9 protein-coding genes are annotated in these 14,968 nt (G+C 67.3%); 6 read left to right on the forward strand and 3 right to left on the reverse strand.

The window, feature by feature from the left end:
* Positions 1–8: 8 nt before the first annotated feature.
* Both mbtG and AC5Y4N_RS18440 read right to left on the reverse strand, forming a co-directional pair.
* The gene (gene mbtG, locus AC5Y4N_RS18435) at positions 9–1,313 is read right to left on the reverse strand and encodes an NADPH-dependent L-lysine N(6)-monooxygenase MbtG (protein WP_499908476.1); all 1,305 of its coding nucleotides are present in this window, start codon (positions 1,311–1,313) and stop codon (positions 9–11) included.
* Positions 1,310–4,174, reverse strand: a complete 2,865-nt coding sequence (locus AC5Y4N_RS18440; RefSeq protein WP_499908478.1) for a non-ribosomal peptide synthetase — start codon at positions 4,172–4,174, stop codon at positions 1,310–1,312. Before AC5Y4N_RS18440 ends, mbtG begins: the two co-directional genes overlap by 4 nt.
* 152 nt (positions 4,175–4,326) lie before the next feature.
* Here AC5Y4N_RS18440 and AC5Y4N_RS18445 point away from each other — a divergent pair, with 152 nt between their 5' ends.
* Positions 4,327–5,931, forward strand: a complete 1,605-nt coding sequence (locus tag AC5Y4N_RS18445) for a (2,3-dihydroxybenzoyl)adenylate synthase (protein ID WP_499908705.1) — start codon at positions 4,327–4,329, stop codon at positions 5,929–5,931.
* On the opposite strand, the gene AC5Y4N_RS18450 is transcribed toward AC5Y4N_RS18445, so the two are convergent.
* Positions 5,928–7,331, reverse strand: coding sequence for a salicylate synthase (locus AC5Y4N_RS18450; protein ID WP_499908480.1), 1,404 nt, complete (start codon positions 7,329–7,331; stop codon positions 5,928–5,930). The genes AC5Y4N_RS18445 and AC5Y4N_RS18450 overlap by 4 nt on opposite strands.
* Positions 7,332–7,514: 183 nt before the next feature.
* Between AC5Y4N_RS18450 and AC5Y4N_RS18455 the strand changes: the two genes are divergently transcribed.
* The 5 genes from AC5Y4N_RS18455 to AC5Y4N_RS18475 are packed head-to-tail and all read left to right on the forward strand — an operon-like array spanning position 7,515 to position 14,966.
* Positions 7,515–8,876, forward strand: a complete 1,362-nt coding sequence (locus tag AC5Y4N_RS18455; protein WP_499908482.1) for a hemolysin family protein — start codon at positions 7,515–7,517, stop codon at positions 8,874–8,876.
* Positions 8,876–9,928 (forward strand): hemolysin family protein, encoded by a 1,053-nt coding sequence (locus AC5Y4N_RS18460; protein ID WP_499908484.1) that lies wholly within the window; start codon positions 8,876–8,878, stop codon positions 9,926–9,928. Before AC5Y4N_RS18455 ends, AC5Y4N_RS18460 begins: the two co-directional genes overlap by 1 nt.
* The gene (locus AC5Y4N_RS18465; protein WP_499908486.1) at positions 9,906–10,841 is read left to right on the forward strand and encodes a 3-methyladenine DNA glycosylase; all 936 of its coding nucleotides are present in this window, start codon (positions 9,906–9,908) and stop codon (positions 10,839–10,841) included. Before AC5Y4N_RS18460 ends, AC5Y4N_RS18465 begins: the two co-directional genes overlap by 23 nt.
* A complete protein-coding gene (locus AC5Y4N_RS18470) occupies positions 10,838–13,033 on the forward strand; it encodes a malate synthase G (RefSeq protein ID WP_499908488.1) in 2,196 nt (731 codons plus the stop codon). The genes AC5Y4N_RS18465 and AC5Y4N_RS18470 overlap by 4 nt, the downstream gene beginning before the upstream one ends.
* A gap of 4 nt (positions 13,034–13,037) precedes the next feature.
* On the forward strand, positions 13,038–14,966 hold the full coding sequence (locus tag AC5Y4N_RS18475) for a substrate-binding domain-containing protein (RefSeq protein ID WP_499908491.1): 1,929 nt from the start codon (positions 13,038–13,040) through the stop codon (positions 14,964–14,966).
* The last annotated feature ends 2 nt before the right edge of the window (positions 14,967–14,968 follow it).

Below are 14,968 nucleotides of genomic sequence, written 5' to 3' on the forward strand. Positions count from 1 at the left end.
CTGTCGCGTCAGATGCGCTGACACTGCGCCGCGCCGGTAGGTGCTCGAGCGGTCCCACCGAGGTCGGCGCCCAGCACACGATCCGACATCCGCCCCAGACAGCTCAGGTTGGGAAACCCGGGACCCTGGTTGAGGGCGGACAGATTGGGCAGGAACAGCTTCGGCGTCACACCGGTGACGGCCAAATCGTGGCCGATGGATTCCTCCAGCCGCTCGCGGGTGACGGGGCCGCAGAGACCCAGCTCCAATAGGTCCAGGGCGTCTTGGCGCAGCAGGGACATGAACCACAGCGGATCAGCGCCGGATCCGTCGATCACGAGATCGAACCCGTGCACTGTCTCCAGCCGGTCACCGACGGTGCCGCTGCCGTGTGGACCGTCGGTGTGCAGGGTGAGCCGGATCTGCCCGTCCCGCTCGACGGCGTGTGCGACGCGTCCGCGCAAGTGCCGAATCCTCTCGTCGGCGAGCAGCGACTCCTGCACGCGGGCGGAGAACACTCCGCGGTCGGTGCGGGCTATGGCGTCTCGCCGCTCGCCGAGCGACAGACTGTGCCACTCGGTCGGATCGGAATACAAAGAGTTCTCGAAGAAGCCCTCGCCGCGGGTGAACAGCGTTGCCTGGGGCGATATCACGGTGATGGCCGAAAACCGGTGGTGGAACAGCTCGTTGAGGATCGATGCGGCGGACTCGCCGCCGCCGATCACAGCTACCCGCGCGGCGCCGATGCGTTCCGTGCCCGCGACGCGCTGCCAGAACTGGGCTATCGACCACACTTTCGGATGGCCCGGCAGGATCGAGCGGGCGGGCTGACCCGGGCCGGTCATCATGATGGCGTCCGCGGGAAGGCGCGAATCGCGGGTGTGCACTACCCATTGCGACCCGTCGACCGAGACCTCGACCACTTCCCCGTCAACGACTTTCAAGCCTGCTGCCTCGGCGACCCAGCGCAGGTATCTCGCCCATGTCGCGTGCGGCGGCGACGGCCGACCGCGGTCGACCCAACCCGCGAATTCGCCCGTGCTGACCAGATACGCCTGCCAACTGTGCCGCAGCATCCGCGTGTCGAGCTCGGCGTTGAGGCCCGGTGCGAGCGTCGACCGGTAAGGAAAGCCGACGTCCTTTTCGGGGCTGGTGCCCAATCGCTGCCTGCCGTCTGTCCAGCCGCCCGCGGCCTGCCAGTTGGCCGCAACGCCCCGGCGTTCGACCGCGAATACGTCGGGCGCCGGTAGGCCCATCTCGCGCAGCACTGCCGCCTTCGCCGCAACCGCCACGGCCTTAGCGCCGGCGCCCACGATCGCGATCGTGCCGGTCATCGGTTGTGCGCCGGAGGTTCGGGCAGCGCGGCCCGATCGATCTTGCCGTGGGTGGTGATGGGTATTTCGTCGAGCACCACGTACGCCGACGGCGTCATGTAGTCCGGCAATACCGCGCTGACCCGGGCCCGCACCCGGTCCACCTCGACCGCGTCGCAGCCGGCCGACGGCGTCACATAGGCCACCAGTGCGCGGCCGAGGCCGGCCAACTCGCGGACGACGACGACGCATTGGCCGACGCTGGGATCGACGGAGACGGCGGAGGCCACCTGACCGAGTTCGACGCGCAATCCGCGCACCTTGACCTGTTCGTCTGCGCGCCCGATGAAATCGAGGTCGCCGTCGGCGTTACGTCGGGCCACGTCGCCAGTGCGGTACAACCGGCCGCCCGCCCGGTAGGGGTCGGCGACGAACCGCTCTGCGGTCAGTACCGGCCGACCGAGGTAACCCCGAGCCAAACAGTCTCCGCCTATGTAGATTTCGCCGATCGCGCCGACCGGTACGGGCTGCAGCATGCAATCGAGCAAATGCACGGTGGTGTTGATCTTCGGCGTGCCGATCGGCACGACGCGATTGCCCTGCTTGCCCACCGCGTGATAGGTCGTAGACGCGATCGTGGCCTCGGTCGGGCCGTAGAAGTTGTGCAGCGGCGCGTCGAACGTGGCGTGGAACTTGTCGGCAAGATCTCCCGGCAGCGGTTCGCCACCAATCGGGATACGCCGCAGCGTCCGCCACTGCGAGCTGCCGGGTAGCGACAGGAACAATGCCAGCATCGACGGCACCAGGTGCATCGACGTGATCCGCTCGCGCTTCAGCAAGTCGGTCAGATAGCCGACGTCGCGCAACCCGTCCCGACTCGGAATCACCAGGCGCGCACCGCGACTCAAGGTTCCAAAGATCTCCTCGATGGAAAAGTCGAAGCTGCTCGAGGTCACCTGCAACACTGTCTCGGCGCCGTCGGCGTGACACACGCCGCTGAACCAGGCGAAGTACTGCGCCACCGAGGCGTGTGTGACGGCCACCCCTTTCGGTGCCCCGGTGGAACCTGAGGTATAGACCACGTAAGCGAGGTTGTCCGGCCGCAGCGGGCTCACCCGGTCGGCATCGGTCGGATCGCTGGCCGGATAGCTGTCGAGCGATCGGGCGACTTCGTGAAGAGGTTCGCGCAGCACGAGTTCAGGTGCCGCGTCGGCGAGGATGAAGTCGATCCGGTCGGCCGGATAGGCTGGGTCGACCGGCAGGTACGCTGCGCCCGCTTTCGCGATCGCCAACGCGCTGGCCACGAGTTGAGGCGAGCGCTCCATGACCACCGCCACCACATCTTCGGCACCGATCCCACGTGCGATCAGCCAGTGCGCCAGCCGGTTTGCCTGTTCATTGATGTCGCGGTAGGTGAGGTGCCGGCCGTCGTAGGTCAGCGCGACCGCGTTCGGGGTGGCTCGGACTTGACGCTGCACGGCATCGGCGAGGGTGACAGCGGGCACGTCAGCCTTCGCGCCGCGGGACACCTCGTACAGCCAGGCGGCATCGCGGCCCAGGAAATCGAGCGCCCAGAGCGCCGTATCAGGTTGGCGCACAGCATTTTTCAGGATCCGCTCCAAATGTGTCAAAAATTGGCTGACCAGAGGGCGGTCGAGCACCTCCGTCGAGTACCGGGCCGTTGCCCGCGCGCCGCCGGGTCCGCGTTCGACCGTTATCTCGAGTGGCAGTCGTCCCGGTTCACCGTGCAACGCTGTGCGCGTGCACCGCACACCGTCTGCGAAGGCACCGCTGCGCGTGCTCTGCGTGTGGTCACGCCAGGCGAAGCTCAACCGCGCCACGCTGTCGGCGCCGCGGGGATTCCCGGTGATCTCACGGGTCACCCGATCCAGCGCGGCGCCCTGATGCGCATATGCCGCGCTCATGGTGCCGTGGAGATATGTCACAAGGTCCCGAAAACTACTGTCTGACTGAGTTTTTACTCGTAGCAAGACGGGGCCGGCGAAGTAGCCGATCGCCTGACGCGTTTGGTGAGTGCACTCCGGGACAGCCGAGGCCATCAGGAAATCGTGAGTGTGGGTGTATCGGGTTATGAGCGCGCAGAGCGCAGCGCACGCGACCGCGTCGGGGGTGGTGCCTGTCTTGGCCGCGAGGCGGTCGACCGCAACCATGATTTCGCCGGACAGCTGTCGCGTGCAGACGCCGGAACGTCGGGTGCGCGGTACTGCCGCGCCGTTCGGGCCTGGAAGTTCAAGGGGCTCAGGCAAGTTCGCTAACACATCTCGCCAGTAGGTCAGATCGGCGCCGGAATCGGCTGTGGGTTGCGGCGGCGCCAACGGCACTGCCGAAGCGTTCGAGTAGTCGTGCGGGTTGGCGTAAGCCGCGCTCAAGTCGGTCAGGAATACTCGCCACGACGCGTCGTCCCATGCGATGCGGTGGGCGACGACCAGCAGTATGTGCTCGGCCTCATCCGTCCGGATCAGTGTGAGGCGCAGCGGCGAATCGACGGTCAGGTCAAACGGCATCCCGCACTGCCGTTGCGCCAACACATTTAGCCGCAATTGCTGGCCCTGTCCGGTCAAGTGCGTCAGATCGTGTTGCGTCCACGCCGGCGACAGTGCGCCGATCGGGTGGACCACCTGGGCCAGGCCGCCTAGATCGTCGACCCGATATGTGGTGCGCAGAATTTCGTGACGCGCCGTCACCGCCGCGACTGCGTCCTTCAGCCGCGTCGCATCGAGATCGCCGGTGAGCCGGTAGGACGCGGCGACGTTCAGCGCCGCACCGCTTCCGTCGGCGAAGGAAACGAACCACATTCGCCGCTGGCCGGCGGTTGGTGCGACGTGTCGCAGCACTTCCGGCGTGACACCAGTCGTAGTCAAGTCGGGGGTCGACCTTCCGAGCAGGAGTTAGTAGAGGCTGCCCTAACTTGCCGTAGGCTACCGTACGTTCACCGAACAGGACACGCCTACCGTGGAGACTTCGAGCATCCGTGACCGCTGCCCAGCCGCCCGAAAGCGCACGACCACAGGTCATGGACGGCTTCGTCCCGTTCCCGCCCGAGCGTGCGGCGGCTTACCGCGCAGCGGGCTACTGGACCGGTCGACCAGTTGCCTCGGTACTGCGCGTAGCCGCAACGCGTTGGCCAAACCGGACCGCTGTCGTGGATGCCGTCGAGCGCTTCACGTATGCCGAACTCGACGCACTGGCAGACCGCGCAGCCGCCGGGTTCGCGTCGCTCGGGATCGCCCCGAAGCAGCGCGTGCTGCTACAACTGCCCAATTCGTGCCGCTTCGCTGTCGCGCTGTTCGCTCTGCTGCGCACCGGCGCCATTCCAGTCATGTGCCTACCCGGCCACCGACTCGCCGAACTCAGCCACTTCGCCGAGGTGAGCGGCGCGGTCGCGGCAGTGATCGCCGACGAGGTGAACGGCTTCGACTACCGCTCGATGGCCGAGCAGCTGATCGCAGCACATCCTGCGATACACCATGTCGTCGTCGACGGCGAGGCCGGCGCCTTCACCCCGTGGGCCGAACTCGTCGCTCACGACGACGAGCCTCCGGCCGTCACCGTCGACCCGGAGTCGCCGGCGTTGCTGCTCGTGTCGGGCGGCACCACCGGCCCACCGAAGCTCATCCCCCGCACCCACGACGATTACCTCTACAACGCCACCGCGAGCGCGGCATTGTGTCGGCTCACCCGGGATGACGTCTACCTCGTGTCACTGCCGGCAGGACACAACTTCCCGCTGGCGTGCCCCGGCATCCTCGGCGCGATAAACGCCGCCGCGACAGTGGTTTTCAGCACCGACCCGAGCCCGGAGTCGGCGTTCGCGACGATCGAACGGCACCGGGTTACCGTCACCGCGCTGGTGCCGGCGCTGGCCAAACTGTGGGCACAGGCATGCGAGTGGGAGCCCACTCGGCCGAAAAGCCTTCGGCTGCTTCAGGTTGGGGGGGCCAAGCTGGGTGCCGACGACGCCCGTGCGGTCCGGGCTGCCTTGACACCGGGACTGCAGCAGGTGTTCGGGATGGCCGAGGGCATGGTCTGCTACACGCGGCTCGACGATCCGGCCGACGTGGTGTACCACACACAAGGCTGCCCGTTGTCCCCGCACGACGAGCTGCGCGTGGTCGACGACGCCGGCAACGACGTCGGGCCCGGCGAGGAGGGTGAACTGCTGGTGCGCGGACCGTACACGTTCAACGGCTACTTCCGTGCCCCACGCGACAACGAGCGGGCGTTCAGCCCGGACGGCTTCTACCGCACCGGCGACCGGGTGCGTCGCTTCGCCAACGGCTACGTGGAGGTGACCGGCCGGGTCAAAGACGTCATCCAGCGCGCTGGCGAAACAATCTCTGCCCTCGACCTCGAATCACATCTGCTGACGCACCCGGCTGTCTGGGCAGTGGCCGCCGTAGGGTTACCGGACGAACACCTGGGCGAAAAAATCTGTGCCGCAGTGGTTTTCGATGGAGCCCCGACGACACTGGCCGACCTCAACTCCTACCTGGACGAGCGAGGTGTAGCCACCCACGTGCGCCTGGACATGCTGGTGCCCATGGCAGCGCTGCCGACGACAGCGGTCGGCAAGGTCGACAAGCGTTCGCTCGCAGCGCAATTGGGCGCTTCGGCCTAGGATCGCGCGACCAGATACGGCGCGAGACTGGTCAATTTCTCGCAGGTTTCCTCGAACTCGCGTTCCGGCGACGACTCGGCGATGATCCCGGCACCCGCCCGCAGCCAGGTGCGGCCGTCGCGTTCGTAGGCGGCCCGCAACACCAACGCGGCGTCCAGTCCGCCGTCTGCAGAAAGCGCCACGACAGCGCCCGAGTACAGGCCTCGCGGCGACTCGTCCAAGCGCAGGATCGATTCGATGCCTTCGGCCTTCGGAATGCCTGACGCGGTCACTGCCGGGAAGAGCGCCTCGAGCGCGTCCATGCGGTCACACGACCGGTGCAGCCGCGCGCGCACCGTGGAACCCAGATGCTGGACGCTGCCGCGTTCGCGCACGGACATGAAGTCGCTCACCACCGTGCTTCCCGGCTCGGCGACCTCGGCGATCTCGCGCAGCGAACTGCGCACCGAAATAGCATGCTCCACAATCTCTTTGGTGTTGTACTCCAAGTCGTTGCGGGCGGCGATATCGTTCGCGGAGCCGCGGCCGAACGCCCGGGTGCCCGCCAGCGGTTCGGTGACCACGACGCCGTCGGGGCGCACCGCGGTGACCAATTCGGGGCTGTAACCCAGCGCACGAATACCGCCCAGCCGCAACAGGAATGACCGCGCCGGGGTGTTGTAGCGACGGCCCAGCCGGTACGTCGCCGGGAAGTCGAGAGCAAACGGCACGACGACACTGCGCGAAAGGATCACCTTGTGGTAGCGGCCGGCGCGGATCTCGTCGACGGCGGCCACCACGCGTTCGCGGTAGCGGCTGGGATCCGGGCGCAGATCGACCGCGCGCGTCGGACCGATCGGCGGCGGGCCGACGGTCTGCAGCCGCGATAGCACCGCGTCGTACTCGTCCGGCCCGTCGAGGACAGTGCCGTCAGCGGTGACGACGACGCGCGTGCGCGGTACGAACAGCCGCGCCAATGGCGTCTTCGGCGGCAAATGTCGTTGCAGCCCAAAGCGATACGCGCCGAACTCGAACGCAATCCAGCCGTACGCCGCGTCGGACTCCAGCAACAGCTGGTCGACCACTTCCCCGAGTTTCGCTGCGGGCCGCCCGGACCACGCCTGGCGGTGCACCACGCCGTCGCGCACCACCCGAAGCTCGTCGCTGTCGAGTTCGACAAGCGTCTGGGTGCCCGTCGCCAGCGTCCAGCGGCCGGCGTTCTCGTATACCAGGTAGTCGTCGCCTCGGGCTTCAGGCACTGCGTTGGCCAGCCCGGCGACGACGTCCGCCGGCGCAACCGTGGCCGCGAGGGACTCCGTCACGGGAGGTAAGATAGCAGAGGCTAACCTAACTGTCCGGGTGACTGCGATAGTCGCTCTCTCCTGGACGCGGCAATGAACGCTCCGGTCCACGTGCGCCATCGCGATACCATGGGTGCTTCTTCGCGATCCGAGGGGAAGGGGTTCCGTGCCGCAGGCACCCGTCGCGGCCCTTGGTATGGAGGGAACCTTCCGGGCTGAGCGACCGGCGACGGACCCGTCCGACGCCGAGCCGTCCTCTAGCCAGCCGGGCATGCGGTCCGGCCAGCTCATCTCAGGGTTGCGATGAACGTCGTCGTGATTCTGCTCAGTCTGCTGGGCTTTTTGGTGCTGACATTGGGCACCGCGGTATTCGTCAGCGCGGAATTCTCGTTGACGTCTCTGGAACGCAGCACAGTGGACGCGAACGCGCGCACCGGCGGTCCACGCGACCGGATGGTGCAGCGGGCTCACCGCACATTGTCATTTCAGCTCTCCGGTGCTCAGCTCGGCATCTCCATCACCACGCTGATCACCGGCTACCTGGCCGAGCCGTTGATCGCTCGGCTGCTCCGGCCGCTGCTGACCGCGGTGAAGGTGCCCGACACCTGGGCCGACGGCACCGCGCTGGCGCTGTCGTTGCTGATCGCGACCTCGGTGTCGATGGTGTTCGGCGAGTTGGTGGCGCAGTACCTCGCGGTGGCGCGGCCGCTGCCGACCGCGCGCATGGTGGCCGGACCGCAGGTGATGTTCTCGATGGTGTTCACCCCGCTGATCCACCTCACCAACGGCACCGCGAACTGGATCCTGCGCCGCATGGGTATCGAGCCCGCCGAAGAACTGCGATCCGCACGTTCTCCCCAGGAACTGGGGTCCCTGGTGCGCAACTCCGCACGGCGTGGCTCGCTGGATCCGACGACGGCGACCCTGGTCGACCGATCGCTGCAGTTCGGTGCGCGCACCGCGGAGGAATTCATGACGCCGCGGTCCAAGATCGAGGCGCTGGAAGCCGCCGACACCATTGCCGATCTGGTGGCCAAGGCCAGCCAAACCGGCTTTTCGCGCTTCCCGGTCACCGAGGGCGACCTCGACGAAACAATCGGCCTGGTGCACGTCAAGCAGGTGTTCGAGGTCCCGCACGACCAGCACGCCCGCACCCGGCTGGCCGATGTCGCGCTTCCGGTATCGGTGGTGCCCTCGACGCTCGACGGCGATGCGCTGATGGCGCAAGTCCGGGCCAACGGGCTGCAGACGGCGCTGGTCGCCGACGAGTACGGCGGCATCGCCGGAATGGTGACCGTCGAAGACCTCATCGAAGAGATCGTCGGCGACATTCGCGACGAGCACGACGAACCGACCCTGGACGTGCAGCAGTCCGGCCGCGGCTGGCGGGTGTCGGGGCTGCTGCGCATCGACGAAGTCGCCGCGGCGACGGGCTTCCGCGGGCACGAGGGCGAATACGAGACCATCGGCGGCCTGGTGATGCACGAACTCGGCCACATCCCCGAGGTCGGCGAGTCGGTGGAGCTCGAGGCGTTCGAACCCGACGGCTCGCTGGACGACCCGATTCGCTGGCGCGCGACTGTGGCGAAGATGGACGGCCGTCGCATCGACGAGCTGGAGCTGGTGAAGCTGGGCCGGCGCAGCGACGAACGAGACGAGCGCTGATGGCCGACGTGCTCGGGGTCGTGCTGACCGTGCTGCTGCTGTTGGCCAACGCGTTCTTCGTGGGGGCCGAGTTCGCGCTGATCTCCGCGCGCCGCGACCGACTCGAGGCGCTCGCCGAGCAAGGCAAACGTACGGCGGTGACGGTCATCCAGGCCGGGCAGAACCTGTCGATGATGCTGGCCGGGGCCCAGTTGGGCATCACGGTGTGCTCGATCCTGTTGGGCCGCATCGGCGAACCGGCCGTCGCTCATCTGCTGGAGAAGCCCTTCGACTTGGTCGGCGTGCCCGACGCGGTACTGCACTCGGTGTCGTTCGTGGTCGCGATCACGATCGTCGTCGTGCTGCATGTGCTGCTCGGCGAGATGGTGCCCAAGAACATCGCGATCGCCGGTCCGGAGTCGGCTGCGATGCTGTTGGTGCCGCCGTATCTGTGGTGGGTGCAGGCCACGCGGCCGGTGATCGCGTTCTACGACTGGTGTGCGCACGTGACGCTGCGCGCGATGCGGATCGAACCCAAGACCGAACTCGAGAACACGGTGTCTGCCGTCGAACTTTCCGAGATGATCGCGGAGTCACGGTCGGAGGGGCTGCTCGACCCCGAGGAGCACATGCGGCTGTCCCGCGCACTTCAAATCCGCAACCGGGTCGTGTCCGACATCGCGATCCCGCTCGGCGAGGTCCACACCGTCGAGATCGCCCCCGACGGCGACGGCCCGACCGTCGAAGCCATCCAGCGAGCGCTCGGCGAAACCGGATACTCGCGGTTCCCCGTCGTCGACGCCACGGGCGGGTTCGTCGGATACGTGCACATCAAGGACGTGCTGCCCGCTGTCGACGACCCGGATGCTGTGGTCGACCGTTCGACTGTGCGGCCCCTGCCCGAAGTGTCGGAGAGCATGTCGCTGCCCGACGCGCTGTCGCGGATGCGCCGCAACAACAGCCACCTGGCTTTGGTGGTCGGCGCCGACGGTTCGGTGACCGGCATGGTGGCCTTGGAGGATTTGGTCGAGGACCTCGTCGGCACTGTCCGTGACGGCACACACCGTGTCTGATGTGCTGGCCGAAGCGGACTGGACGCGGCGCCGCGACCTGCACCGGAAGCGGGTCGACGCGCTCGTCGGGCCCTACCTGCAACGGCGCGGCGACGGTGCGTCGCATCCCGTCGTCGACTTCCTGTTCACCTACTACACGCTGCGGCCCGGTCATCTCGCGCGCTGGCATCCCGGGTTCGGCGTGGGACTGGCGGGCCAGGCGGCCGAGACGTACACCAGGCTGGCCGGCTATCGCCGGACCGGTGACGTGGTCACCGTCGACCCCGCCCTTCTGCAGCGGCGTCGCGACACCGTCGAATTCGTCGTCGGACTGCTGGACGCCACAGCCGCGCGGCCCGCGCAGCTAGGCTGCTTCGGGCTGCACGAATGGGCGATGGTGTATCGCACCGAGCGGCCTCGCCACCTACTGCCGCTGCGGTTGGGGCATCGCGGCACCGATGCGGTGGTCGAGTCAATGCCGTTGCGCTGCACGCACTTTGACGCCTTCCGCTTCTTCACTGCCCCGGCGCGGGGGCGCAACAGCGCCCAGTTGACGCGGGAAATGCAGCTGCACACCGAGCAGCCGGGGTGTCTGCACGCCGCGATGGACCTCTACAAGTGGGCGGCCAAGCTGCTGCCGCTGGTCGACTCCGACATCCTCATGGATGCGTTCGAGCTGGCCTTCACGGCACGCGAGCTCGACATGCGAGCCAGCCCCTACGACCTTCGCAGCCTGGGGTACGAGCCGGTGTGCATCGAGACACCCGCCGGCCGCGCGGAGTACGTGCGTCAGCAGCTGGCGATCGCTCAGCGGGCAGCGACTATGCGCCTCGCACTGCTGAAGCGGTGTCGCGCCTTGCTCGCCGCCGCGCCGGAAAAGCCGACGTTACCGCTGGGTAAGCTGTACCGACACAACCGACGGGAGGACGCATGACGGAGCGGGTGGCAACCGGCAACCTGCGAGTGGCCAAGGTTTTGTACGACTTCATCAACAACGAGGCGTTGCCTGGCACCGACATCGATCCCGACACCTTCTGGGCCGGCGTGGACAAGGTGATCACCGATCTCGGTCCGCGCAACGCCGAACTGCTGGCCCGTCGCGACGAACTGCAGGCCCAGATCGACAAGTGGCACCGCCAGCGGGTCATCGAGCCGATCGACCAGGAGGCTTACCAGCAGTTCCTCGTCGACATCGGCTACCTGCTGCCCGAACCCGAGGACTTCACCGTCACCACCGCCAACGTCGACGCGGAGATCACCTCCACGGCCGGCCCTCAACTGGTGGTGCCCATCCTCAATGCCCGGTTCGCGCTGAACGCGGCCAACGCCCGGTGGGGGTCGCTGTACGACGCGCTCTACGGCACGGACGTCATCCCCGAGGACGACGGCGCGGAACAAGGCGACAGTTACAACCCGGTGCGCGGCGACAAGGTCATCGCGTACGCGCGCAAGTTTCTCGACGACTCGGTTCCGCTGGCCAACGGCTCGTACACCGACGCGACAGCTTTCCGCATCGAGGACGGCCGGCTGATCGTCTCGCTGGAGGGCGGCCGGGAGACCACGCTCGCCCAGCCGCAGCAGTTCGCCGGCTACACGGGCGAACTCGGCTCACCGCAGTGGTCCGTGCTGCTGAAAAACCACGGGCTGCACATCGACATCCTCATCGACCCCGACTCCCCCGTCGGCAAGACCGACAAGGCCGGCGTCAAGGACGTGATGCTCGAGTCCGCGGTCACCACGATCATGGATTTCGAAGACGCGGTGGCGGCCGTCGACGCCGACGACAAGGTGCGGGGTTACCGAAACTGGTTGGGGCTCAACAAAGGTGACCTGTCGGCCGAAGTCAGCAAGGACGGCAACACGTTCACCCGCGTACTGCACGAAGACCGCCGCTACACCGCCCCCGACGGCAGCGAGTTCACGCTGCCCGGCCGCAGCCTGATGTTCGTGCGCAACGTCGGCCATCTGATGACCAACGACGCCATCCTCGATGCAGACGGCAACGAGGTCTACGAAGGCATCCAAGACGCGTTGTTCACCAGCCTGATCGCGATTCATGGCCTGAAGTCCAGCGACGCCAACGGCCCGATGGTCAACAGCCGCGCCGGCTCGATCTACATCGTCAAGCCCAAGATGCACGGCCCCGACGAGGTGGCGTTCACGGTCGAGCTGTTCAGCCGAGTGGAGGATGTGCTCGGCCTGCCGCAGAACACGATCAAGGTCGGGATCATGGACGAGGAGCGCCGCACGAGCGTCAACCTCAAGGCGTGTATCCGCGCCGCGGCGGACCGCGTGGTGTTCATCAACACCGGCTTCCTGGACCGCACCGGCGACGAGATCCATACGTCGATGGAGGCCGGCCCGATGGTGCGCAAGGGCACCATGAAGAGCCAGCCGTGGATCCTCGCCTACGAGGACAACAACGTCGACGTCGGGCTCGAGTGCGGACTGCCCGGGCACGCGCAGATCGGCAAGGGGATGTGGACCATGACCGAGCTGATGGCCGACATGGTCGAGCAGAAGATCGGCCAACCCAAGGCCGGTGCCACCACCGCATGGGTGCCTTCGCCCACCGCGGCCACGCTGCACGCGATGCACTACCACCAGGTCGACGTTGGCGAGGTGCAAAAGGAGCTCGCCGCAAAGGGCCGGCGTACATCGCTGCAACAGCTGCTCACCATCCCGCTGGCCAAAGAGCTGGCCTGGGAGCCCGACGAGATCCGCGAAGAGGTCGACAACAACTGCCAGTCGATTCTCGGTTATGTGGTGCGCTGGATCGACCAGGGCATCGGCTCGTCCAAGGTGCCCGACATCCACAACGTCGCATTGATGGAAGACCGTGCGACGCTTCGCATTTCGAGTCAGCTGCTGGCCAACTGGCTCAGGCACGGCGTGATCACCGCCGAAGACGTGCGCGCCAGCCTCGAGCGGATGGCCGCGATCGTCGACCGGCAGAACGAGGGCGATTCGGCGTACCGGCCGATGGCGCCGAATTTCGACGACAGCATCGCGTTTTTGGCCGCCCAGGATCTGATTCTGTCCGGAACGGAGCAACCGAACGGCTATACCGAGCCGATCTTGCATCGGCGCCGTCGCGAGGCGAAAGCCAGACTGAACGGAGCCTGAGGGCATGGGCAAGCACAGCATTCCCGGCCCGGACGAGACGCCCAGAGAACCGTTCCGCGCCACGCCGCCGCCCGAGCCGTCGTCGGCGTCGCCCGCTGCCCACGGCCTGACCGAAGACTTCGACGGCCCCGACGCGGCGGCGGAAGCGGCGCCCGGTCCCTCAGATGAGACACCCAGCGGCCGCTTCGCCCGCGGCACCTGGCAGGGCGGCCACCGCAGCACCGACCGCAGACGTCGCGGTGTGAGCATCGGCGTGATCGTGGCGTTGGTTGCGGTCGTGGTGGTAGTGGGCGCGATCATCCTGTGGCGATTCTTGGGTGACACGCTCTCCGACCGCTCGAACACCGCGGCGACCAGCTGCCACGGTGCCGACGTGCCCGTCGCCGTCATCGCCGACCCGTCGATCGCCGAGCAGATCACCACGCTGGCCGACCGGTACAACAAATCCGCCGACCCGATCGGCGACCGCTGTGTGAAGCTCGGCGTGAAGGCGGCCGACTCCAGCGCCGTGGTCGACGGCTTCGCCGGCACCTGGCCCGGCGAGCTGGGACAGCGGCCGGCGCTGTGGATTCCGGCGAGCTCGATTGCGACCGCAAGACTGCAAGCAGCGGGCGGATCGAACGTCGTCACCGACAGCCGGTCACTTGTCAAGACGCCGGTGGTGCTGGCCATCAGACCGCAGCTGAAAACAGCTCTGGCCGAACAGAATTGGGGCTCGCTGCCCGGCCTGCAGACCAACCCGGTGTCGTTGGATGCGCTGAACATGCCGGGCTGGGGCTCGCTGCGGCTGGCGCTGCCCACCACGGGCAACGCCGACGCCACCTACCTGGCCGCCGAAGCGGTTGCGGCTGCATCCGCTCCGCCCAACGCCCCGGCCACCGCCGGTGTGGGCGCAATCAATGCGCTGCTTTCCGGACAGCCCAAGCTGGCCGACTCCAAGCTTTCGACAGCACTCGACGCGCTGACCGCCAAGGGCGACCCGGCCGCCGCACCGGTGCACGCGGTGGTGATGACCGAACAGCAGCTGTATCAACGGTCGACGAAGATACCTGAGGCCAAGGACGTCGTCACCTCCTGGCTGCCGCCGGGACCCGCCGCGGTGGCCGACTACCCGATGGCGTCGCTGGCCGGCAACTGGCTCTCCGAGGAACAGGTCACCGCGGCCAGCGAATTCAAGAAGTTCCTCCAAAAGCCAGAGCAGCAAGCCGAATTGGCCAAAGTCGGATTCCGTGCCGGAGATCAGGCACTGCCCAAGAGCGACGTCACCAGCTTTTCGCCGCTGTCGGCAACGCTGTCGGTCGGCGATGAATCGGCGCGGGTCACATTGGCCGACGCGGTCACCACGCCCTCGTCCGGAGGCGCGGTCACGATCATGCTCGACCAGTCGATGCCCGAGCAGGAGGGTGGCCAGAGCCGACTGGCGAATGTGGTTGCGGCGCTGAAGAACAAGCTGGGGGCGCTGCCTCCCACTGCGGCGGTCGGGTTGTGGACGTTCGACGGGGTCGAGGGCCGCAGTGAAGTGCCGACCGGACCGCTGTCCGACGACCTCAACGGGCAGCCGCGCTCGGCAGCGCTGACGGCCGCGCTGGACCGGCAGTACTCGTCGAACGGCGGTGCCGTGTCGTTCACCACGCTGCGGATGATCTACGACGGCGCGCTGGCGAACTTCCGGCCCAACGCGAAGAACTCCGTGCTGGTGCTCACCGCCGGTCCGCACACCGATCAGTCTCTCGACGGCGCCGGCCTGCAGGACTACATCCGTAAGACGTTCGATCCCGCCCGACCGGTGGCCGTCAACGTCATCGATTTCGGTGCCGACTCCGACCGCAGCACATGGGAATCCGTTGCCCAGGCCACGGGCGGCAGCTACCGGAACCTGCCCACGTCAGACAGCCCGGACCTCGCGGCCGCGGTGTCGGCGATGATGGGCTGAGG

It is taken from the genome of Mycobacterium sp. NGS19 (assembly GCF_059813155.1).

Bases quoted from the DNA above. Each gene is read 5' to 3' on its own strand.
- mbtG (WP_499908476.1), bottom strand. From the start codon at position 1,313: ATGACCGGCACGATCGCGATCGTGGGCGCCGGCGCTAAGGCCGTGGCG.
- AC5Y4N_RS18445 (WP_499908705.1), top strand. From the start codon at position 4,327: ATGGACGGCTTCGTCCCGTTCCCGCCCGAGCGTGCGGCGGCTTACCGC.
- AC5Y4N_RS18450 (WP_499908480.1), bottom strand. From the start codon at position 7,331: ATGGCGCACGTGGACCGGAGCGTTCATTGCCGCGTCCAGGAGAGAGCG.
- AC5Y4N_RS18455 (WP_499908482.1), top strand. From the start codon at position 7,515: ATGAACGTCGTCGTGATTCTGCTCAGTCTGCTGGGCTTTTTGGTGCTG.
- AC5Y4N_RS18460 (WP_499908484.1), top strand. From the start codon at position 8,876: ATGGCCGACGTGCTCGGGGTCGTGCTGACCGTGCTGCTGCTGTTGGCC.
- AC5Y4N_RS18470 (WP_499908488.1), top strand. From the start codon at position 10,838: ATGACGGAGCGGGTGGCAACCGGCAACCTGCGAGTGGCCAAGGTTTTG.
- AC5Y4N_RS18475 (WP_499908491.1), top strand. From the start codon at position 13,038: ATGGGCAAGCACAGCATTCCCGGCCCGGACGAGACGCCCAGAGAACCG.